Source organism: Shewanella sp. ISTPL2 (genome assembly GCF_013283205.1).
Classification (GTDB): Bacteria; Pseudomonadota; Gammaproteobacteria; order Enterobacterales; family Shewanellaceae; genus Shewanella; species Shewanella oncorhynchi.
The window spans coordinates 3,394,759-3,417,106 of the sequence record NZ_JAAPAV010000001.1; the positions used below are offsets into that span (position 1 = coordinate 3,394,759).

Genomic DNA, 22,348 nt, shown 5'->3' on the forward strand with positions numbered 1-22,348 from the left:
TAATCATAAAATAAAAATAGAACAGGATGATCTTATATGGATATCGCCTCGCTGATCCAGCACCCAGAATTGTTACTGCTGGTGCTTGCACCTTTGTTTTTCGTGTGTATTTTGCTGGAATGGTACTTTGGCGATAAAAGACAAAAGCTACCGTTAAGTGCACGTTATCGCGGCCAAGAAGTGCTGTGTAATTTCAGCCTCGCGGCCATGCACCAAGGTGCCGATCTGCTCACTGGTTTGCTGATCGCTAAGCTGTATTTGGCGATTTTTGGTTGGAAGTTATTCGATATTGAAATGGGCCCATTGAGCTTTATTGCCTTGATGGTCGCGCAGGACTTTTGTTATTACTGGTTCCACAGGGCGAGCCACAGAGTCCGCTGGATGTGGGCGGCTCACGTGGTGCATCATAGCTCTGAGAATATGAATTTTAGCACTGCGTTTCGTCAGAGTTTAATGTATCCCTTTGCAGGCATGTGGGTATTTTGGTTACCGCTGGTGGTCATAGGTTTCGATCCAAACTGGGTGGTGTTTGTGGTATTACTCAATCTGGGATTGCAATTTTTTGTGCATACCCAAGCGATTAAATCACTCGGACCGCTGGAATGGGTCTTCAATACTCCATCACATCACAGGGTGCACCACGGTCGTAATCCCCAATATATAGATAAAAACTATGCGGGTGTGCTGATTATTTGGGACAAGCTGTTTGGCACTTTTGAGCCCGAGGTAGAGACTGTGATTTACGGCATCACTAAGCCAGTGAATAGTTTTAATCCCTTTAAAGTGACTTTTAGTGAATGGCGAGACATGTTTGCAGAGGTCACAGCGACAGGCTTGAGTGTTAAACAACGACTGCGTATCTTGTTTGCTCCACCTTCCAGCAGTTTAAAAAGCGAGGAATAACAATCCACTGCATTTTCCAAGTTAAATAGCGCAAATGGCTAATAGAGTCTTGAATTTAGCCTTGCTAGCATATATTCCGTTTTTTGCCACTGTTTTGGTGTAAAAATGTACAATCCCATACTTTGGTGGTACTTTTTGGGGTAAGGAGTTTAACTCGGGAGGACTTATCATGATGGATGAACCTCGATTATCCGCGGAGGAGCTTGCTTGTTTTAGCGAACTTTTTTCGCCGACTCGTGTGGGCACAGCCTTGACTAACGATCCCCTAGTCAATCACGTGCTCACAGTCACAACTGAAGTACCGCAAGTTATCGCCTCGATTCTCGGTAAGGCAAAACTCACTCTATTGGCCGAAGTCGGACCCTATAAACTCTGGTTTCCGCTACTGATGAAAGTGGATGACTTTGGTCAGTTTCAACCCACTTTAGGTGTACCTGAAGTGCTAGATGCCTCGGGAGTGGAGCGCAGTTGGCGGTTAACTCAAGCCGATGATGTGTGGATATTCGACCACGATCAAGGTGAGCAATGGTCTGTTGCCTCGCTATCTAGTTCTGGCATGGCCATTCGTGCTAAATCACAGCAGCAATTTAAACAATTGTTAGGCAGTAAAGACTTGCAATTACAATTGCCCAATGGCGAGACTATGCGCGTCGATATCGAGCCTATTCGTAGCGAGAAAGGTCTGGCTTTCGTTAAGTTTCAGGCCGAAACCGAAGAGCGTGAAGCGTTACGTCAATTCTTATTTAGTCGCCACCGTAGCCAGCACGCTCAGCTCTACCGTGACTTACGTTAGGACCTCCATTGCGACAGTTTTCGGCCTTGTGTTAGTTGACCTGTTATCTAAAAATCTCAGTTCTGCAACTTGAATGTGAAATCCACGGATTTAAAAACTGTCATTTGTGATTGCAGTGCTTTTCACCGATTGTTACCTGCCAATCTGTCGCTCGATGGATTAGAATGGCGGTGAATTCAACACATCAGAGCGAGCGGTATGCACGTACATATTTTAGGAATTTGTGGAACCTTCATGGGTGGTCTAGCGTTATTGGCTAGGGCCAAAGGGCACAGAGTGACGGGCTCGGATGCCAATGTCTATCCTCCAATGAGCACGCAACTAGAGGACCAAGGCATTGAGCTTATTCAAGGTTTTGATCCTAGCCAGCTGGGTGAAGCAGGGCACTATCCTGACTTAGTTGTCATTGGTAATGCCATGAGCCGGGGTAATCCTTGTGTGGAAGCCGTGTTGAACATTGGCATCCCTTATACCTCTGGCCCGCAGTTTTTAGCCGATCATATTTTGCCTGAGCGTTGGGTGCTGGCAGTGTCTGGCACTCACGGTAAAACCTCGACATCTAGCATGTTAGCCTGGATTTTAGATGATTGTGGTTATGAGCCTGGATTCTTAATCGGTGGCGTACCGCAAAACTTTGGTGTGTCGGCACGTTTAGGCAAGACCGCTTTCTTTGTCGTTGAGGCTGACGAATACGACAGTGCCTTCTTCGATAAACGTTCGAAATTCGTGCATTATCATCCGCGTACCTTAGTGATCAACAATCTTGAGTTCGATCATGCCGATATTTTTGCTGATCTGGCTGCGATTCAAAAACAGTTTAACCACTTAATTCGCACCGTTCCTGGTGAAGGCAAGATCATTTGGCCCGCCGATTCCCATGCCGTTAAGCAAACGATTGATATGGGGTGTTGGAGTGAGCAAGAAACCTACCATTTAGCCGAATCGACCAGCGGTTGGTATGGCAAAGCGTTAAGTGATGATTGCCATCGCTTTGAAGTGTTTTTTGATGGCGAGTCTCAAGGTATTCTCGAATGGGATTTGATTGGTCAGCACAATATTGAAAACGCCATGATGGCCATTGCTGCCGCGCGTCACGTTGGCGTTAAGCCGAGTGCTGCAATTGAAGCTTTAGCTAAGTTTATGCCACCTAAGCGTCGACTCGAATTACTCGGAACCGTTAACGGTGTGAGCGTATATGACGATTTTGCCCACCATCCGACGGCCATTGCGACCACGTTAAAAGGTATGCGGGCTAAGGTTGGGCAGAGCAAAATTACTGTGGTACTCGAGCCGCGCTCAAATACCATGAAGAGCGGTGTCCATAAAGACACTTTAGCTTTTTCTATGATGCAAGCCGACGAAGCCTTTTTATATCAAGCTGATACCATCGACTGGAATATGAAAGAAGCCATGGAAGCGGCGGTGATCCCTGTGACTGTGTTACATCAAATTGATGATGTGGTCGCGAAAGTCGCAGCAACCGCCAAAGCAGGCGACACCATAGTGGTGATGAGTAACGGTGGTTTTGGTGGGTTACATAAGAAGCTGCTGGCCGCATTAGAACAGGCTTCAACTGTAGAGCAGGTTAGCTAAGATGGCCTACGCAAAGTCGACTAAGGCGATTAGCTTAGCTTGGACGGGCGCCTCTGGTGCTCCCTATGGGCTTAAGTTACTCGAGTGTCTGTTGGTATCGGGATATCAAGTGTTTTTGATGATCTCCAGTGCAGCTCGAGTGGTATTGGCGACGGAACACGGCTTACAGTTAAGCGCCAACAGTGACAAAGCCCATGCCCAGCTGTTGGCTTTGCTGCACGAAAAAGGCGTGATTATTGCTGGCGAGTTAGTGGTATTAGGCAAAGATGAGTGGTTTTCACCGCCTGCATCGGGTAGCGCTGCACCTAAACAAATGGTGATTTGTCCTTGCTCTACGGGGACGTTAGCGGCAGTTGCTACCGGAATGAGTAATAATTTACTCGAACGCGCCGCCGATGTGGTGATTAAAGAGCGCGGCCAACTTATCCTAGTACTTAGGGAAACTCCTTTTAGTGCCATACACTTAGAGCATATGTTAAGCCTTTCTCGCCTCGGCGCGACCATTATGCCCGCTGCACCCGGCTTTTATCACAATCCCAAATCGGTAGAAGATCTGGTAGACTTCATGGTCGCTCGAATTCTCGATCATTTGGGCGTTGACCATGCATTAACGAGTCGCTGGGGTTATGACAAACAGTCTAACCGCGACCTCGACAATTGAGACTTATATGAAACACACCACCGAAGTGATGATCTCTGCTGAAGAGATAAGCCAGAAATTGGATCAAATGGCCGAGCTAATCAATGCCCATTATGCCCACAGTGAACGTCTGCTGATGGTAGGCTTGTTAAAAGGCTCAGTGGTCTTTATGGCTGACCTATGTCGCCGCATCAAAGGCCATGTTGAAATCGATTTTATGTCGGTTTCCAGTTATGGCAATACTATGACCAGCTCACGGGATGTGAAAGTGCTGAAAGATGTGCAATCAGATATCGCCGGTCGCGATGTATTGATCGTGGAAGACTTGATTGACTCAGGTAACACCTTAAGCAAAGTGCGCGAGATGTTGTTACTGCGGGAGCCTAAGAGTCTTGCACTGTGCACCCTGTTGGATAAACCTGAGCGTCGTGAAGTGGATGTGAAGGTCGATTTTATCGGTTTTACTATCCCTGATGAGTTTATCGTAGGTTATGGTATTGATTATGCTGAGCAGTATCGCAATCTACCTTATATCGCCAAAGTCGTACCACTCGATTAAGTGTCCGATACAGTTTAAAACTCCCGCAACAGGCGGGAGTTTTGCTTTTTGCGGCAATATAAAAAGCATTAATGATTGAATCATTAAATTTTTTCTTTTCAATCAATTAGCTAATTTTTTGCTTTAGTTCTGCAACCCATCATTGTAATTGTGTTTTTTAGCACCATCTTATTACTTTCTAATGTGTAAGGATCGGTACAAATATGGCGAATATTACCCATGCTCTGGTACTCGAAGGGCTTAAAAAAACCTATAAAGGCGGCGTAGAAGCGGTCAAAGGCATCAGCCTTACCGTCAATCAAGGGGATTTCTTTGCCTTGCTCGGCCCCAATGGTGCGGGTAAATCCACCACGATTGGTATTATTAGCTCCTTAGTGCAGAAGAGTTCAGGTACGGTCAAAGTCTTTGATTATGATATTGATAAGCAGCTAGAACACGCCAAGCTCTGCATTGGTTTAGTACCACAAGAGTTTAACTTCAACCAGTTCGAAACCGTGCTGCAAATTGTGGTGAATCAAGCGGGTTACTATGGTGTGCCAAAACCTATCGCCCTTGAGCGTGCCAAAAAATACTTAAGCCAACTGGATCTGTGGGAAAAGCGCAATAGCCCTTCGCGGGAATTATCTGGCGGCATGAAGCGACGGTTAATGATCGCCCGCGCCCTGATGCACGAACCTAAATTATTGATTTTAGATGAACCTACCGCAGGTGTGGATATTGAACTGCGCCGCTCTATGTGGGAGTTTCTCAAACAAATAAACCAGCAGGGTGTGACGATCATCCTGACCACTCATTACCTTGAAGAAGCGGAAATGCTTTGCCGTAATATCGGCATTATCGATAAAGGTATTTTAGTGGAATGCACTAGCATGAAGGCGTTGCTGAGTAAGCTGAATATGGAGACTTTTATTCTCGATCTTCGTCGCGATACTGAAATGGCTCCCGTGCTCGATGGCATGGCTTGTCGCTTAACCGACTCTCATACCTTAGAGGTGGATGTAGCGAAAGAGCATAATCTTAACGATGTCTTTAGCCAATTGAGCGCAGCTAATATTGAAGTGCTATCGATGCGTAACAAGTCTAATCGGTTAGAAGAACTCTTCGTCGAACTCGTGAAGAAAACTCAGGGAGCCTCAGCATGAATCAGCTCTACTTTATTGCCTTTAAAAGTATTTTAAGTAAAGAGATCAATCGTTTTACGCGAATTTGGATCCAGACCTTAGTCCCGCCAGCGATTACCATGACCTTGTATTTTTTGATTTTTGGTAACTTAGTCGGCAGCCGGATTGGAGAAATGGGCGGCGTATCTTATATGGAGTTTATCGCCCCTGGTTTGATCATGATGTCGGTGATCACTAACTCTTACTCGAATGTTGCTAGCTCATTTTACAGTGCCAAGTTTCAACGTAATTTAGAAGAGCTGATGGTGGCTCCTGTGCCCCATTATGTGCTGATTGCTGGCTACGTAGGCGGCGGCGTGGCGCGCGGTTTATGTGTTGGCCTGATAGTGACATTAGTGGCCATGTTCTTTGTCGACATTAGCTTACATCACGCAGGTTTAGTGGTGATGACGGTATTTTTAACCTCAGTGCTATTCTCATTGGGTGGCTTAATTAACGCTGTTTTTGCTAAAAGTTTCGACGACATCAGTATCATCCCCACCTTTGTGCTTACCCCATTAACTTACCTTGGCGGCGTATTTTACTCCCTGTCACTCTTGCCCCCATTTTGGCAAGGCGTGTCGGCACTCAATCCTGTGGTCTATATGATCAACGTGTTCCGCTACGGCTTTTTAGGCTTTGCCGATATCAGCGTGCCATTATCCATCGCCATTATGATCGGTTTCTGTGTCGCACTTTGGACCTTAGCGTATTACTTAGTCTCGCGCGGAATAGGCCTACGTTCCTAGACATATTTCTTTAGAGCGTAATAGAAAAAGAGAGCCATTAAGGCTCCCTTTTTAGTGTCAACAACTCGTTACTTCATACGACGACGCATTGCCGCCAGTGGTAACAATAAGGCGGTTAGCCAACCGAGTGAACCTCCTCCATTGTCTGTATTTTTATTTGGTGCAGCAACCGCAGTCACTTCACCAGTATTACTGTTTAATGTGCCATCATTCGCAATAACAGTAAATGTATAGGTTCCCTGCTCTTTTGGGGTAAAGCTAATATTTTTTGCTGCAGGATCAAAAGTCACTGTAGGACCTGATGTCTGTGTCCAAATATAGGTGAGTGCATCGCCATCGACATCTTTAGCATTTGACATGACGGTGATTTTTTGGCCTGTAGGCAAGGTTTCTCCTGTTGGGGCGACAGTTGGTGCATCATTGACATTAGCAACTGTCACAGTCACTTTAGTCGCTTTTGATACGTTGCCATCGGCATCTTCGACGCTGTAAGTGAAGCTATCGGTGCCAAAGAAGTCTTTCTTAGGCTGATAAGTCGCAATGCCAGCTTCACTGATAGTGACAGCACCATTGGCAGGTGCGTCTACTACAGTTGCTTTAGACAATGTACCTACAGGAGCAATATCCAAAACACGCTGTGCACTGGCGGTTATGCCATTGCCTGTGATTGATGCGCGAGCAACTTTTTGATCTGGATTGATATCATTTGCGAGCAAATCAATTTCTATTGAGGTTTCTTCTGTAGCCTCTGCCATATCGCCAGTGCCAAAGGAGAATTCTGTCGCTTTAGCCAGATAGTCGATAGTAACATTACCTGCCGTTGTGTTTTTCAGCGTCAATGTATTACCTGTTACAACCGAATCACCTTCACCATTAAAGTGGTAAGTTGTTCCAATTGTTCCGCCTATATTTTCAGCGCCGATAGTGACGTTTGAAGGCATATTTGGAATATTTATGTAATTGAATACAACCTCTTCAGTATCACCTGTTTTAATCCAAATGCTAAACGTATAAGGTGTATTTGATGTATCACCATAGAGTTGGCCTTTATTCCACTCTAAAGCTAACCATTTAACTCCATCATCATCTGTGAATACACCAACGGCTAAGTCACCACCGCCAGTATCGCCAGCAGATTTATCTGATAAATCAAAATCTGACCAGAAGGGCGCTAAAATGTTATTTGGGTTGCTGCCATCAGGTAGCTTTTTGTTCGCAAATGTACCACTTGCACTTCCACCTCCAACAATCGCTAGACCATTGTCAGACATAGTGATGCTGGAATAGCTAACCCCATTGTATTTAAAGCTAGGCACAGTAAAGGTGAACGCTTGTTCATCACAACCTTCTGGACAAGTAATTGGTTTGACCCCTAGACTCACTATGCTTGGGAAACCAGCTGAGCCCTTAGTTGTCGTCATTTTAGGAAGATTAAGTGACCCAACCCAAGTAATGTTGCCTATATCTTCGTTGATTTGTAAACCATTTTGCGTCGCGCCAGCTAAGCTAACTTTTACATCATCTTTCGATGTTAGTTTCGTGCCTTCTGGTGCTTGCGCTGTAATAGTCACTGTACTGTCAAATGAGTTATTGTTTATCACAACTGATATTGGAATCGCATCGGTTGCGTTAAGTTCGGTTTTCTTGCTCATAGTCGAAATCAGTGAGGCATCACTTGACTCTTTAGCTAACACAGCCAAAGGTAAGTGAGCATCCTGCAGTCCTTCGGTGCTGCTTATCATTACATTACCAAAAATCCACTCACCATATTCTGCGAAAGTTGAGTCAACGGTTACAGTAAACGTGGCAGAGGCTCCTGCGGCAAGTTCTAAGCTAGAAGGTGATACTGTTATACCTGTACTATCGGATGAAGTTGATAAGTTCCAAGATGTTTTTGCATTACTCTTGTTATATACCGTTCGAGTGAAAGTACATGGACCAACACAAGAGTCTGATGCGATTGATGGTTTGTCGAACGTTAATATAGCTTTGGCTGCAGCATCTAAATCCATGCGTCCAGCACCCATACCAAATGGTGTGGCTGGTGTTGTTGCATCATCATCTAAAATATCATCAAATTTAGCTGTTGATGTTAAAGCAGTTTTAATATCGTTTGCAGACCAATCTGGATGTAATTGACGCATCATAGCTGCAGCACCTGCTACGTGCGGGCTTGCCATACTGGTGCCAGAGATCATATTAAAGTCTTCACCACCATCATCAGGAGAAAAAGCTGACAGAATGTTGGTACCAGGTGCTGCAATATCCGGTTTAAGAATATTTTGGTTGCCATCAGGACCGCGTGAACTGGTGCTATTTAGGTTATCAGCAAGTTCAGAAACCATGATGCGTTTAGTTTTTGCAACTATCGTACCTGTTGTTGCAGCATCTCCCATGGCTTCAATTACGGCTAAACCTGCATCTTTCGTAATCATGACAGCAGGGAATGGTTCACCAGGCATAGACATAGTCGTTGGTGCACCTGCCGCATTGTTATAAACTACAAGGGCTTTAGCGCCTGCAGCTTTTGCGTTTGTGGCTTTTAATGAGAAGTTACATGTTCCGCGAGAAATCAATGCAATGCCATCTTTGAACGAATCCGCAGCAAAGGCATCACAACCATTGGCATTTTCAGCATCTAAATTAACGGCCGCAATCACTGGAGCGGTAATATCTTCTGAAAGCACTGCATCAGAACTTGGGATAGCAAGTAAATCATCACCACCGGTATTAAAGCTATTAGCGAAAAAACGCCCTGTTGTAGTGTTAGCAACAGTTATTCCTGATTCAATACAAGCAGGGCAGCCGATAGTTTGAGGACCATTACCATCGTTACCGGCAGCGCTAACTACAACAACCCCCGCAGCTTCTGCAGCTTCAAACATGGTTTTGTATGGGCTGCTAGCTGGATCACTACCAGCACTCCCCCCCCATGAGTTGTTGATTACATCTGCACCATCATTAACAGCATGCTCTAAGGCTTCCATTAACATGATGTTAGAGCCGGTTCCGCCTGTGCAATCAGGCTTACTGTAAAGAGCCTTGTAGACCATAAGGTAAGCTGCTGGTGCTACACCAGATAGTTGAACGGGAATATCTTTATAAGTAGTTGATATTTTGTTACCGACAGCGGTACCTGCAACGTGAGTTCCGTGACCACCATAGCTAAGTGGACTCATGTATTCATTAGGACACACAGGTGATGTTGGCTGTGACCAACGCGCAACGATCAGCTTGTTGTTACAGAATGAAGCATCGACAGTCGAGCAGTAGTCATCCGATGGTCGACTACCGCTGGGTGCTGTGAAGCCTGCATCGGTAAACATGGGGTTTTCCGGACGAATGCCGCCATCAATAATAGCAACTTTCATTCCTTTGCCCGCATTAGCCATGCCGGAAACGGCTTCCCACATAGCTGGGGTATTAATCACTTGGTGTGATGCATCCATGTTAGTTTCATATATAGCCTCTGGGTATACTGCTTTCACTCCAGGCATTTTGGCTATTTTTTCAACACTTAGTCCTTGGCCAACAACTGTTATACCGTTAAAAAGTGTTTGGAAATGACGTTCCACTTTTGCATTTGGCGCAATTTTAGCTAAATTGCTAGCAAAAGCGTTTTGCTCTTTAGCTAGGTGACTTGAATAGCTTTTGACATTAGTAGATTGAATATCTAGTTTTTCTTTTTTCGAATTTAAAGCTGTTGCTGCGAAGTTGCCGATGCCGCCTCTATACTTAGCTAGTGCAGGAGATTCCATCTCAACAATAAAACGTTGTGGAGCATCGAGGTTAGTGGCTGATGTTTGCGGTTTAGTATATTTATCATGCGCGCTTATTTCTGGAGAGTAAGGTTTAAATGTAAATTCACTGTTAGCAATAGCTGCGCTTGAGAGTAGTGCAGCGGAGATAGCGATCGATAGTTTTGTCTTCACAACTTCTTCCTTGTCAATTAATGCTTTCAGCACTTTACTAAATGTGCTTGTAGCTGAATTGTTATAGTTTATGCTGCGCTCTTTGGCGGCAGCAATGAAGTTGTAACACAAATATATCGTATGGTTAACACTTTTGCGGTAAAAAAGATGTTAATCACACATTGCGGTTTGTTATGTTGTTTGCAAGTATTAGCTGTTTTCCTGTTTTCCTGTTTTCCTGTTTTCCTGTTTTCCTGTTTTCCTGTTTTCCTGTTTTCCTGTTTTCCTGTTTAAGGTTTAACCGCTCTGACGATTGGGTTTTGTAGGCTGATCAAGGTTTCTGTCGACTGGATTTCATCGATAGATTGAATGCGATTGATGAGTACGTGCTGTAAACCATCGATGGATTGGCACATTACCTTTACGAAAATACTGTAGTTGCCTGTGGTGTAATAGGCTTCGACGACTTCTTCGAGTGCGTTGAGTTTGGCTATGGCGGCGGGGTAATCGCCAGCACTTTTAAGATTGATACCGATAAAACAGCAGACGTCATAACCTAGGGCTTTAGGATTTACTGTGATCTGCGCGCCTGTGATTATCCCCGCTTGCTTCATTTTTTCTACCCGAACATGGATAGTGCCCGCGCTAACGCTAAAGCGTTTAGCGAGTTCAGCAAAGGGGGTGCGGGCATCCTGCATTAGGGCTTCGAGGATATGATTATCGAGTTGATCGCGCTGAAATGCGGTATCCATAAATAAACTCTCTATAACGTAGTGAATTGTCATAAAGTTACGTTTTTTTATGGGGAATTGCTACCGATTTTGCCCGTATTATTTGATTTTAGTGATCATTGTTCGCCCAAAGGCTCACAAAAAGGCACTTCTGCGCTAAAAGTCATACTGACACCCGTGTAGGGATGTTTGATGGTGAGTTCTGCCGCATGCAGTAATAGTCGAGGCGCTAAGGATTTTGCCAGTGAGTCGGCATAAAAACCATCGCCTAAGATCGGATGTCCTAGCGCCATCATATGCACCCGTAATTGGTGTGAGCGGCCTGTGATTGGCGTCAGTTTAACCAGCGTTGAGCGTTTGGCGCGGCTCATTACTTGGTAGTGAGTCAAAGACGGTTTGCCAACAAGATGATCGACTTTCTGTTTAGGGCGATTTGGCCAGTCGCAGATCAGTGGATAATCAACGCTGCCAGTGTCATTTTTGACATGGCCTGCAACCCTTGCATAATAGGTTTTGCTGGTTTCTCTATCGTGGAACTGACGTTTTAATTCCCGCTCGGCGCTACGAATAAGGGCGACAACTATCACGCCTGAGGTCGCCATATCGAGGCGATGGACGATTTGGCAATGGGGATGCTCAGCTTTTACTCGAGCATAGACACTGTCGTAATGGGCGGGGTCGCGACCGGGCACAGACAACAATCCTGAAGGTTTGTTGATGACGATAATGTCTTTATCTTGATAAAGAATATCGAGCCAAGGAGTGGTCGGTGGTTGGTAAATAAAATCAGTCATAAATAGTGCCTATTCGTCAATGCGGGGCAAAGATACTCTGCTCGGCTTGAGGGTGCAAGTGTGAGGCCCAAAGATCGGCGGTGCCATTATCCTCGCTGACAAAAGTAAAGCGGATTAGTTGATGATTTGCTGATAGAGCTGTATTTGAGTTTTTGTTATACTCCCGTCCTTTTCGTTAATGATCATTTTGAGTCTGTGAAGCCATGAGCCAGCCAGAGATATACACTCCCGAGAATCTTTCTCACGTCCATAACCGTCTTGAGTTATTGGCGCCTGCAAAAAATGCTGACTACGGTATCGAAGCCATACGCCATGGTGCCGATGCGGTATACATAGGTGGTCCTGCGTTTGGTGCGCGGGCAACGGCGGGTAACAGTGTTGAAGATATCGCGCGCCTGTGTACTTATGCTCATCAATATCATGCTCAGGTATTCGTCGCCCTCAATACCATTTTGATGGATAACGAACTGGCCGACGCCGAAAAACTCATTTGGCAATTGTACGAAGCGGGTGCTGACGCGCTGATTGTGCAGGACATGGGTGTATTGCAGCTCAATTTGCCGCCGATTGCCCTGCATGCCAGTACCCAAATGGATAACCGCAGTCCAGAAAAAGTGGCGTTCTTAGAGCAAGTTGGTTTTTCTCAGGTGGTGCTCGCCCGTGAATTAGGCTTAAGCCAAATCCGTGATGTCGCCGCACATACTAATATGCAGCTCGAATTCTTTATCCACGGTGCTTTGTGCGTGGCTTACAGTGGTTTGTGTAACTTGAGTCATTCCTTTAGTAACCGCAGTGCTAACCGCGGTGAATGCTCGCAAATGTGCCGCTTGCCGGGCAATCTTAAAACCCGTCAAGGTGATGTGTTAGCGCAGAACGAACATTTATTGTCTTTAAAAGATAATAACCAAACCGAAAACCTTGAGGCGCTTATCGATGCGGGTATTCGCTCGTTTAAGATTGAAGGTCGCCTAAAAGATTTAAGTTACGTTAAAAACGTCACCGCGCATTATCGCCAAAAGCTGGATGCGATTATGGCGCGTCGCCCTGAGTTTAAGGCTTCGTCCCACGGCCGCTGTGAACATTCTTTTATCCCCGATCCAGAAAAGACCTTTAACCGTGGCAGCACAGATTACTTTGTTAACGAACGTAGCCAAGGAATTAAAGATTTCCGCTCGCCCAAATACATAGGCGAAGAAGTCGGTAAAGTGGTCAGCATAGGTAAAGACTTTATCCAAGTGAGCTCTAGCCATGAGTTTAATAACGGCGATGGCTTAGCGTTTTTCCCCGCGAATTTTGCCATGGCAAAGCAGTCCGATGACAAGCTGCAAGGCCTGCGGGTTAACCGTGCCGAAGGGTTAAAACTGCATATATTGCAGGTGCCAAAGGATTTAAAAGTCGGCATGACTTTGTACCGTAACCATAACCAAGCCTTCGAAGCCCTGTTATCTAAAGAATCTTCTAAACGGATTATCGGCGTCGATTTACGGTTGAGCGACACCCAAGAAGGACTCGCACTGACATTGACGGATATCTATGGCCTAAGCGCCACAGTCAATTTAACGGTCGAGAAGACGCCTGCGACTGATGTCGATAAGACCTTACAAAATACTCGCACTCAGCTGGGTAAGCTCGGCAGTACCGACTTTGTTGCCCGTAGCATCAGTATCGATACGGCCCAAGCTTGGTTCTTGCCTGCATCTGTGCTCAATGGTCTGCGCCGTGATGGTGTGGCCGCTCTCGAGGCTGCTCGTGTGCAAGGCTATGTGCGTCCACTGCCGTGGAAGCATAATCAAGATGCAGTCTATCCCGTCAAGCATTTGAGTTACTTAGGTAATGTTGCCAACGAAAAGGCCAAGGATTTTTATCAACGCCATGGCGTGATTGAAATCCAAGATACCTATGAGAAAAATGGCGTTACCGAAGATGTGCCATTGATGATCACTAAGCATTGCCTACGCTTTAACTTCAATCTGTGTCCGAAGGAAGTGCCAGGGATCAAGGCCGATCCTATGGTGCTTGAAATCGGCAATGATGTGCTCAAGTTGGTATTCGACTGCCCTAAATGCGAAATGATGGTGGTCGGTGAAAACCGTCAAGTGCGAGGCCAGAAACACCTTTAACATTTGTCATTAGGAGCATTGCCCGAGTGCAATGCTCCTAGCTCCTATTCAGCTTGCATCTGCGCGCCTACAACAGCCTACCTCTCATTGATGTTGCTCTCACCATTGCCACTCTCATATTTTCATCAAAGCCTTATATTGCACATGCGGTAATGAGCAGATATCTTATTGAAAATAATATCAATAATAAGGGATGTTAAAATGGGATTGTTAGACGGTTTACTCGGTAATGCTGCTGAGGTTGATTTACAGGAATTAGCCGAGGAATTAAGGCCTATCATGGGCATTCAAGAAGAATTAAAACTCGCCTACAAAGTGATCCGTGATTTGTTTATTTTCACCAATAAACGCCTGATCTTAATTGATAAGCAGGGACTTACAGGCAAGAAGGTTACTTACCATTCAATACCTTATAAATCTATTACCCATTTTGAAGTGGAAACGACAGGGCATTTTGATATGGATGCAGAGCTTAAAATTTGGATCTCAGGCCAGAGTGAACCTTTAGTCAAAGAACTCAAGCGTGGCACGGATGTCGTGGGTATTCAAAAGACTATTGCCACTTTTGCACTTTAGTTTTTTTGCACTTTAGTTTTAGTGCTGCGACTTAGATTCATTTAGTGCTATCAAGCTTGGAATTGTTATCGCAAGCTGACGGTTAATGTGAGTAAGGTAAGCCAAGTTTTATCAGGGCTTACCTATCCTCGCGATCTAGTGTGATTCAAATCTGCTTGATTAATTTAACACTATCCTACTTGTGCTAGTGGAGTGCTCTATCGGTTCGCCCGCCATAGTATAGGTTTCGGAAAGCTTGAGTTTGCCTTGCTCATCGTATTGATTGTGGATGCCGACCCAGAATTGCTCCTGTCCCTGAATTTGTAAATTACCTTCTTCGGCAATCTGGCGATTGGGATGATAGCGTTTCATTGCATAAAGCTTGCTTTCATCATCAAATTTTAAGTGATAAGCCAATATGGGTTCTTCGGTGTGAGCGGCGACATCTACTGCTATTGTTTTATCTTATGGCTGTTTTATCGTGGTATTGCTATTGGGTGCGTGATACTTCTGACGAGATAAATATGCGTTATTGCTAGCATGACGTTCGCTGTTATCCGAACGGTTATTTGGCCCGTTACTTTGCCCATCAGCATCGTCTTCATCATAGTCATAACTAGGATTTTCTGGGCTATCCCATTCTGGTTCTTCATCTTCTTGAGTTGCTATATTTTCATGAAAATCAAAGTAGTGACGGCTTTCTATCAGTTGGCCTTGTTCATCTAGCCAGGCTTCGCGGTACACTTGTCCTTGGGGTGTAAAACGTTGCCAATGGCCGATATCGAGGTAACGACCATTAGTAATTTGGATGGTGCCAGTTTCTAAAATTAAACCTTGAGGGGACAAGGATTTAGAGCTAAATAAATCCCCTTGCGTTCGGGTGAGTAACCAGCGAATGGCGCCATCTTCATAGTATTCGATGCGAGTATCGGCGATACCTTCTTGATAGTATTCCCTTTGATTATTATCAAGATTATAGCCGCAGCGGGTATTCGAGTGACTCTGATAGGATTCGAGGATCCCTTTGTTATTATAAAAGCTGGACTCTTTGAGGTAGCCTTGGCCATCACGAACTTCATATTCAGAAATTGTACGTATCGTGCCATCTTCATAAAACCAGCGAGCAGTGCCATCACGGTTGCCCCGTGTGTGCGGTAAGTACATCTGAATTTGCTGGTTTTCGTGGTATTCAATAAAAGGGGCTACCGAGAGGTTATTTTTATATTGGCCTTCGGCCGAAAGCACGCCACTTTTATAATAGCTTTTAAACAGACCTTCCCTGAGTCCATTTTCAAGATAGATCTCAAGGGCGAGTTGACCATTGTCATGATACCAAAGGGCCATGCCTTGTTCTTTGCCATCCTCAAAATAGATTTTTTCTTCAATTTGGCCATTGGGATACCATTTTACATGTTCGCCATGTAATTGGCCTTCGGTATTGAAGGGTTCACGCCATGCAGGCTTACCTGAGTCGTAAAACTCTTCAATGACTTTGCCCGTCACATCGTTAAACACTTTTTGTTTAATCGTTCCATTGGGATGATACCAAACGGCTTCATATTCATAGCCTTGGTTGTAATATCTTTCAGCTTCTAGTGAACCATCAAGGTAATATTGTTTTTCAATTCCGTGGATAACATCTTGCACTAAGGGCCGGATCAGCTGTATTTGTCCAGATTCATAGTAGCGAGTTAACGTATTGATATAATAGCCATTGCTATCTTGTTCGGCGGTTTCTTTAAGCTGACCATTGCCATAAAAGTATTGAATAAATTGACCTTGGGGATGGCGATCTTCTATTTGATTGATCTTGCCCTCATGGTCGTACCACGTTTGTGTTCCAAGTTGCTGATCATTAATAAAGTTGCCTTCAAATAACAGGGTACCTAGGGCATTGAATTGGCGGGTCACGCCATTACGTTCGCCAAAATAGTTTGAATCGACGGCTTGGGTAAGCCCTGGGCTTTGGGTGATGATTCTAAGTATACCCGCACCATCTTCAGTATTGAGTTGGTGAAAAGTGCGGTGCAGTTGGCCTGTTAGGCTGGCGTAATCTTGAATATCGCCTTGCACTATATTGTCTGCATCTAGGGTAAAGTGGCTTATCAATAATGCATCGAGATTGTTAAGCTCAATTTGCCACAACGCCTTTATTTGGCTGTTCTTTTTTGGGGTGATACTGCACACTTTTACCTGGTCGAGCCAAAAGTGCTGCTCGGGGAAAGGGAATTGATTGCTGATTTCGAGGCGGTCGAATTCGGTATGGTGGAATTCGCAGCATTCATTGGCGTTTTCCCAGCCCAAGAGTTCTATGACTTGAGGCGTATCATACTGATAGAGAGTTAAGCCGTGGTCGGCATTTTCTTCGCAAGAAGTTGCGTCTGCCTTTGTCGCATGGATTTTTAAGCTGAAGTAGCGCTGGAATAGCGGTGCAGCGACTGACGGCTCCTGCGTTAAATCTTGTTCTTGGCTAAGTGTTTGTGATTCAGTTGGAAGATGAATGTCTTTTGGATCGCGGCTAGTTTGGTTTGAGGGAAATAACTTGGCTTTGAGTGCGCGAAACAACGACATTGGGGGAAATCTCCATATCCATATGTAAAACAATAAGCTTATCTGAGGGATACTCATGGCAACTGAGTATTTCTGTGCGCATATCATAGCGGTTTATGGATTCGTTTCTCAATGCTTGATTGCTCAAAATACCGTTTAATAAGAGTGGCACATTAATAAAAGCAGAGGAATAAAGACAAAATGCTTGATAACTTTTTTGCAAAATTACCCACAGATTTATCGGTGGAAGTGTTTGAAAAACTGGCGGGTAATAATACTGTGACCATAGAACGCATCGTTTCCAATGGGCAATCTACCCAAGCTACCTGAAGATACGAGTTTCAGAGCGCTTAGGGTGCTTCAATTCAAGGCGCATCAATGACAGAATGTCGGCCACCTTCTGAATTGGTGCAACACGGAAGTGGAGTGCCCTAAGCGCTCCGTCCCGGCGGGTTTTAACGCACTCTATGCCATGTTGGCTATTTTTAACTTAGTCCACTAGGTCTGCAAATAGCCGCCTTGCCTAAAGTGCGTTAAATTCCCGCTGAATCCTGCATCTTCAGGTGGTTTGGGTATCTACCCGAAGGTCAATGGTACGATCAAACTCAGCATGAATGGGTGATGTTACTTAAAGGCGAGGCGACACTTGAATTTGAACAAGGTGAACCCGTTACGCTAACTCCTGGTGATTACTTAACGATTCCGCCCCATCAAAAACATCGAGTCGCTTCGACTTCTATAAGTTCAGAAACCCTATGGCTTGCGGTATTTTACGATTGATTAAGGCTAAGGCTAAGGCTAAGGCTAAGGCTAAGGCTACAGGTTAACGATTCTGCCATAGCCAACTGGGTGTATTGAGTAAGTCTTGGCCTTGGATCTGCGTTTGGCCTAAGGTTTTGTCTAAGGCCAAGGTATTGCAGTGTTCAAATTGGCTTAAGGCATTAATAAGCCGATTAGCATGGGAAACCACCCACAACTGGCACTCTTCCGATACCTTAGCGATTAAGCGTGCAAGCGCAGGTAATAAGTCGGGATGTAGGCTAGTTTCTGGCTCATTTAACACCATAAGCTCTGGCGGTCTTGGGGTCAGTAGGGCGGCGATTAACAGCAAATAGCGCAGGGTGCCATCCGACAATTCACTGGCATTGAGTGGCCTTAATAAACCATGCTGATGAAATGCGAGCACTAAAATGCCGCCCTCTTGAGGTTCAATGCGAACCTCAGCACCGGGAAACGCATCGCTGACCGCATGGTCAAAAGCCGTTTTATCACCTATCTCAAAAATGGTTTGAATTGCTGATGCAAGGTCGCGCCCATCGTGGTGCAATACTGGCGTGGCTGTACCTAATTGTGGACGACGGGCTGGCGCTTCTGCATCGGTTCTGAAGTGATCGTAAAAGCGCCATGCGCGGATACTATCGCGAAGTTTTAGCACTTCAGGGCTGCGCTCTGGATCGGCAAGTTCGGTAAAAATACTGTCGCCGCTTTGCAGGTGTGCGCCTAAGGTTATCCAGCCTTGTCCGTCAGCACTGCGACTCTTTACCATAGGACCACGGCGCTCAACCAATACCGTTGAGGGTCGATACTTAGGTCCGTTCCAAATGGCTTCGCGCTTGATTTGTGGATCTAAGCCAAACAGCGTGGTGGCGTCGGGTTTAGGTAAACCGAGTTCAATAAGATAGCTAAAGTCCTCGCCAGCAAAGCCGAGCTTTAAGCGTTTTGGCGCTTGCCTGACGGTGGCTTCAATGGCGGTGTCGCCCGCTAGCATACTTTTGGTGGGGTTTTCTGGTCCCGCCCAAAAGCTGGAGTCGAGTCCGCCTTCTTGGGCTAAAGCATTGACAACGCCGCCTTGCGCCGTTTGTGCGAGTAAACGTAGTGCCTTGTATAGATTCGATTTACCACTGCCATTCGCCCCAGTGATCAAATTGAGTTGCCCTAGGGGCAAGACGATTTCACGCAGAGAGCGATAATTGAAAATAGCGAGTGTGGTCAGCATAGAATATCCAAGACTGAAATGAGCTGATAAGTCAGTAAATTTATCGACAAAGTAAATTAAACATGACGATAAAACAATGGCATTTACAGTAGCACTTTGTTGAGCACTCTTTGCCAGTTACCACCCATAAAACGGTCGCGGTCGGTAGATTTAAAGCGCGCCTTGGCTAAGGCATCGTCGATACGGCTCATGCGATCGATATGATTCAGCTCGGGGATCACTACATGTCTGGGCTCTGCATCAAAACCTAGCACGCCTTTCGCCCTCAGGCTGTACCACCATTCTTGATATTCTTTAATGCCTTTGGCGTTGTCATTGCCGAGTGCCAGTAGGTTTTCTTGGCCACGGAGCGGGAAGTCATTAGCGATTGCCACGCAGTCCACTCCACCAACACGCATAACGTATTCCAGTTGGCGAATATAATCATCAATCGTGGGCACGGCATTATTGGTAAGCCAGAAACTCATCATAAATACGCCGAATACGCCGCCGCTATCGCCGATGGCGCGGATCACTTCATCGGGGGAACAACGGGCATGGTTTACTATACCGCGCGCTGCGCCGTGGCTTTGCACTATGGGTGATTTAGTGATTTTTGCGACATCTAAAGCGGTTTGAGCGCTGGAGTGACTCACATCGACCAAGATATTGGCGTGATTGAGTTTGGCGATAAGCTCGTGCCCGTGGGCCGTGAGTGGTTTATTGAGTCCGCCACTGGCATCATTATCTAAGGCGCCACCGGCAAAGGTATTGCCGTAATGGTGGGTGAGCTGCAGTACGCGTAGCCCTTGTTGATGAAACTCATCTACCCGCGCCCACTGGTTAGCTTCGCTGTCTTCTTCGACACAATCTGCGCCTTGGATTTGAAAGTATACCGCAGTGCGCTGGCTGTCGCGGGCACGTTGAATATCTCGCCCCCTCAGACCTTGCAGTAAAATATCGGGATGATCGCTCACCCGTTTAGCGGCCTGCTTAATGCTTTCCATGCAAGCTTTATAAGTGCGTTTGTAGTTTTGAGTGCCATCGGCTTGTTCTATGGTCTCAATAGCCGAAATATCGCAAAGATAGGCATCGAGCTTAGCGGCAGTTACATCACTTAAGTTATCGGGAAGGAAAGATAAACCATCGACATATATCCGCCTCTGTGCGGCGGCAAAGCTAGGTAAACTGGCGAGTGGGCTTAACAGAGTTGCTGCGCCAAGACCTTTAAGGAGTGTACGACGGTAGTGATTGACTGCCTTGATGGGCATGCTCGGTTCCTATCAATAACGCAAATGTAACTTCTTTATACCTTTTTAGGGCGTAGAAGTCTTTGATTAAATCCCTTTTTTGGCCTTTGCCCCTGAGCTAGAGTTGTGATTATTTGTTGTTGCCGAGTGGTTTCAATTATCGCTTGTCGCAGTAAATGAAAACCCTCGGGTTATGATTATCGAGTGGCTTCAACCATTGCTTTTGCCAGTGAGTTAAGGCCGTTGGTGCGCGATGGGCTGAGCTGACCTTCTAGGCCCAATTGTTTGAAGTAAGCTGTAGGATCAAATGCTTGGATTTCAGCGCGGCTTTTGCCATGGCAGGCACCAAGTAATAATCCGATCAATCCCTTAACGATGCGGGCATCGCTGTCGGCTAAATAATAGTGTTTGCCAGCCTGTTCTAGATGGTAAATCCACGCATCACTCTCGCAGCCTTTTACTTGAGCTGCCTCGATGCGAAGCTCAGGGCTTAAGCTTGGTAAGTCTTTCCCTAACAACATAATTTGGCGATATCTTTCCTGCCAGTTAGGGGCATTGGTAAAATGCGCCAGTAAGGTTTCGGCATCTTGCACTAAATAGTGAAAATCGGCCTCATTTGGCATGATTGAATCTGTCATAGGGCTAAATCCTGTCTCATTTATCTTGAGCATCGTATGAGTGGCGTAGATCAGTGGCTAAATGCTGGATTACAGCAGCAAGTCTTTTACCGAGGCTAACGCGGCAATAAAGCGGTCGATATCGTCTTTATTGGTGTAGATACCGATAGAGGCACGGCAACAGCCCTTAAGATTCAGGCTCTGCATTAATGGCATGGCACAATGATGGCCACAACGAACGGCAACCCCTTGTTGGTCCAGCAAAATGCCTACATCTTGGTGATGTTCACCGGCAAGATTAAAGGCGACGACGCCGATATTGTCATCAAAGGCGCCGTATAAATGCACTTCACCGAGTGCGCGCAATTGGTTTTGTAAATAGTTAACTAGTTCAGCTTCATAAGCTTGAACCTGCGGCATGAGCTCGGTTTGTAAAAATGTAATGGCCGCGCCCAAACCTATGACTTCAGCAATCGGCGGTGTGCCCGCTTCTAAGCGATTCGGCAGGTTGCCAAATTCTGTCGCTTCAAAACTCACGCGTTTAATCATCTCGCCGCCAGTTAATAGTGGCGCGAGATTATCTAACGCGTCGAAACGGCCGTAAAGTACACCAACACCAGTGGGACCATACATTTTATGCCCCGAGAAGACGTAAAAATCACAATCGATTTCAGTCACATCCAGCGTTAAATGCGCCACTGCCTGCGCACCATCAACTAAGGTGATAGCACCTTGTTTTTTCGCTAACTGCACTAGCTGAGCCACGGGATTGACTGTACCTAGTGCGTTGGAAACATGACATAGGGCGACGATTTTAGGCTTTAACTCGAGCAAGGTTTTATAGGCGATAATATCTAAGCGGCAATCCTGACAGAGCGGGATTGGTTTAATGATTGCCCCTGTGCGTTTCGCCAGTTCCTGCCAAGGCACGATATTGGCGTGGTGAGCGGCGGCGTCGATTAATATCACATCGCCAGCGCTTAATTGGGCAGTCAGTCCAAAGGCGACTAAGTTGATTGATTCTGTGGTGCCGTGGGTAAAAATGATTTCTTCGCGGCGTTTTGCCTTCAAAAATTGCTGCAACTGATCGCGCACTTTCTCATAGCTTAAGGTCGAACGCGCCGATAACTGATGTGCAGCACGGTGTACATTCGCATTTTCATTAGCGTAAAACTGCGCCATGGCATCTAACACCATTTGCGGCTTTTGGCTGGTGGCTGCTGTGTCGAGATAACATAGGGGATAACCATCAAGCATTTGATTTAACGCTGGGAATTGTGACCTAATTTTAGCATTGCGCTGCTCTGCTTCTAATGAACAAAGAACCGCTGTGGCATCAGGAGAGGCACTTGCCGAAGGATGTGAGGTAACAGTATTCGTCGCTGTGTTAGTCACAGTATTTGGCGTAGGTGATGCAGGTTGAGTCATGGGCGAGGCTAAGGGCAATG

19 protein-coding genes and 1 pseudogene are annotated in these 22,348 nt (G+C 45.7%); 11 read left to right on the forward strand and 9 right to left on the reverse strand.

The window, feature by feature from the left end:
• Nucleotides 1-36 precede the first annotated feature (36 nt).
• The 7 genes from HUB64_RS14855 to HUB64_RS14885 all read left to right on the forward strand — a co-directional run bounded on the left by HUB64_RS14855 (nucleotide 37) and on the right by HUB64_RS14885 (nucleotide 6,397).
• Complete coding sequence (locus HUB64_RS14855; RefSeq protein ID WP_131523721.1) at nucleotides 37-903, forward strand: sterol desaturase family protein; 867 nt, start codon at nucleotides 37-39, stop codon at nucleotides 901-903.
• Between the two features lie 169 nt (nucleotides 904-1,072).
• On the forward strand, nucleotides 1,073-1,696 hold the full coding sequence (locus tag HUB64_RS14860) for a hypothetical protein (RefSeq protein WP_006080282.1): 624 nt from the start codon (nucleotides 1,073-1,075) through the stop codon (nucleotides 1,694-1,696).
• Nucleotides 1,697-1,894: 198 nt separating this feature from the next.
• Nucleotides 1,895-3,289, forward strand: a complete 1,395-nt coding sequence (gene mpl / locus HUB64_RS14865; RefSeq protein ID WP_173246679.1) for a UDP-N-acetylmuramate:L-alanyl-gamma-D-glutamyl-meso-diaminopimelate ligase — start codon at nucleotides 1,895-1,897, stop codon at nucleotides 3,287-3,289.
• A 1-nt stretch (nucleotide 3,290) separates the two neighbouring features.
• A complete protein-coding gene (locus HUB64_RS14870) occupies nucleotides 3,291-3,950 on the forward strand; it encodes a flavin prenyltransferase UbiX (RefSeq protein WP_173246676.1) in 660 nt (219 codons plus the stop codon).
• 7 nt (nucleotides 3,951-3,957) lie between these two features.
• Nucleotides 3,958-4,488, forward strand: coding sequence for a hypoxanthine phosphoribosyltransferase (gene hpt / locus HUB64_RS14875; protein WP_028761726.1), 531 nt, complete (start codon nucleotides 3,958-3,960; stop codon nucleotides 4,486-4,488).
• A 203-nt stretch (nucleotides 4,489-4,691) separates the two neighbouring features.
• Complete coding sequence (locus tag HUB64_RS14880) at nucleotides 4,692-5,630, forward strand: ABC transporter ATP-binding protein (RefSeq protein WP_173497293.1); 939 nt, start codon at nucleotides 4,692-4,694, stop codon at nucleotides 5,628-5,630.
• Nucleotides 5,627-6,397, forward strand: a complete 771-nt coding sequence (locus HUB64_RS14885; RefSeq protein ID WP_006080287.1) for an ABC transporter permease — start codon at nucleotides 5,627-5,629, stop codon at nucleotides 6,395-6,397. Before HUB64_RS14880 ends, HUB64_RS14885 begins: the two co-directional genes overlap by 4 nt.
• 68 nt (nucleotides 6,398-6,465) lie before the next feature.
• Here HUB64_RS14885 and HUB64_RS23330 read toward each other — a convergent pair whose 3' ends face one another.
• The 3 genes from HUB64_RS23330 to rluA all read right to left on the reverse strand — a co-directional run bounded on the left by HUB64_RS23330 (nucleotide 6,466) and on the right by rluA (nucleotide 11,833).
• Entirely contained in the window at nucleotides 6,466-10,329 is a 3,864-nt protein-coding gene (locus tag HUB64_RS23330) for a S8 family serine peptidase (RefSeq protein WP_173248686.1), read from the reverse strand.
• A 269-nt stretch (nucleotides 10,330-10,598) separates the two neighbouring features.
• On the reverse strand, nucleotides 10,599-11,060 hold the full coding sequence (asnC, locus tag HUB64_RS14895; protein WP_006080290.1) for a transcriptional regulator AsnC: 462 nt from the start codon (nucleotides 11,058-11,060) through the stop codon (nucleotides 10,599-10,601).
• A gap of 95 nt (nucleotides 11,061-11,155) precedes the next feature.
• Nucleotides 11,156-11,833, reverse strand: coding sequence for a bifunctional tRNA pseudouridine(32) synthase/23S rRNA pseudouridine(746) synthase RluA (gene rluA / locus HUB64_RS14900; RefSeq protein ID WP_173497294.1), 678 nt, complete (start codon nucleotides 11,831-11,833; stop codon nucleotides 11,156-11,158).
• A gap of 203 nt (nucleotides 11,834-12,036) precedes the next feature.
• Between rluA and HUB64_RS14905 the strand changes: the two genes are divergently transcribed.
• Both HUB64_RS14905 and HUB64_RS14910 read left to right on the forward strand, forming a co-directional pair.
• Nucleotides 12,037-13,953 (forward strand): U32 family peptidase, encoded by a 1,917-nt coding sequence (locus HUB64_RS14905; RefSeq protein ID WP_173497295.1) that lies wholly within the window; start codon nucleotides 12,037-12,039, stop codon nucleotides 13,951-13,953.
• 201 nt (nucleotides 13,954-14,154) lie between these two features.
• Entirely contained in the window at nucleotides 14,155-14,529 is a 375-nt protein-coding gene (locus HUB64_RS14910; RefSeq protein WP_105250128.1) for a PH domain-containing protein, read from the forward strand.
• A gap of 159 nt (nucleotides 14,530-14,688) precedes the next feature.
• Here HUB64_RS14910 and HUB64_RS23240 read toward each other — a convergent pair whose 3' ends face one another.
• On the reverse strand, nucleotides 14,689-14,880 hold the full coding sequence (locus HUB64_RS23240; protein ID WP_254451425.1) for a hypothetical protein: 192 nt from the start codon (nucleotides 14,878-14,880) through the stop codon (nucleotides 14,689-14,691).
• 93 nt (nucleotides 14,881-14,973) lie between these two features.
• Entirely contained in the window at nucleotides 14,974-17,079 is a 2,106-nt protein-coding gene (locus HUB64_RS14915; RefSeq protein WP_254451426.1) for a toxin-antitoxin system YwqK family antitoxin, read from the reverse strand.
• 180 nt (nucleotides 17,080-17,259) lie between these two features.
• Here HUB64_RS14915 and HUB64_RS14920 point away from each other — a divergent pair.
• Nucleotides 17,260-17,376, forward strand: a pseudogene (locus tag HUB64_RS14920) (cupin); the annotation flags it as partial.
• Between the two features lie 219 nt (nucleotides 17,377-17,595).
• On the forward strand, nucleotides 17,596-17,838 hold the full coding sequence (locus HUB64_RS14925) for a cupin domain-containing protein (protein WP_309247088.1): 243 nt from the start codon (nucleotides 17,596-17,598) through the stop codon (nucleotides 17,836-17,838).
• Nucleotides 17,839-17,881: 43 nt separating this feature from the next.
• On the opposite strand, the gene HUB64_RS14930 is transcribed toward HUB64_RS14925, so the two are convergent.
• The 4 genes from HUB64_RS14930 to HUB64_RS14945 form a co-directional block, all read right to left on the reverse strand.
• Nucleotides 17,882-19,054 (reverse strand): AAA family ATPase, encoded by a 1,173-nt coding sequence (locus tag HUB64_RS14930; RefSeq protein WP_173497297.1) that lies wholly within the window; start codon nucleotides 19,052-19,054, stop codon nucleotides 17,882-17,884.
• An 83-nt stretch (nucleotides 19,055-19,137) separates the two neighbouring features.
• Nucleotides 19,138-20,304 carry a membrane dipeptidase gene (locus HUB64_RS14935; RefSeq protein ID WP_173497298.1) on the reverse strand — a complete coding sequence of 389 codons (1,167 nt, stop codon included), beginning with the start codon at nucleotides 20,302-20,304 and terminating at the stop codon, nucleotides 19,138-19,140.
• Nucleotides 20,305-20,480: 176 nt separating this feature from the next.
• Nucleotides 20,481-20,921: a SufE family protein gene (locus HUB64_RS14940; protein WP_173497299.1), complete on the reverse strand. Its 441-nt coding sequence runs from the start codon at nucleotides 20,919-20,921 to the stop codon at nucleotides 20,481-20,483.
• Between the two features lie 69 nt (nucleotides 20,922-20,990).
• On the reverse strand, nucleotides 20,991-22,328 hold the full coding sequence (locus HUB64_RS14945; RefSeq protein WP_173497300.1) for a cysteine desulfurase: 1,338 nt from the start codon (nucleotides 22,326-22,328) through the stop codon (nucleotides 20,991-20,993).
• Between the last annotated feature and the right edge of the window lie 20 nt (nucleotides 22,329-22,348).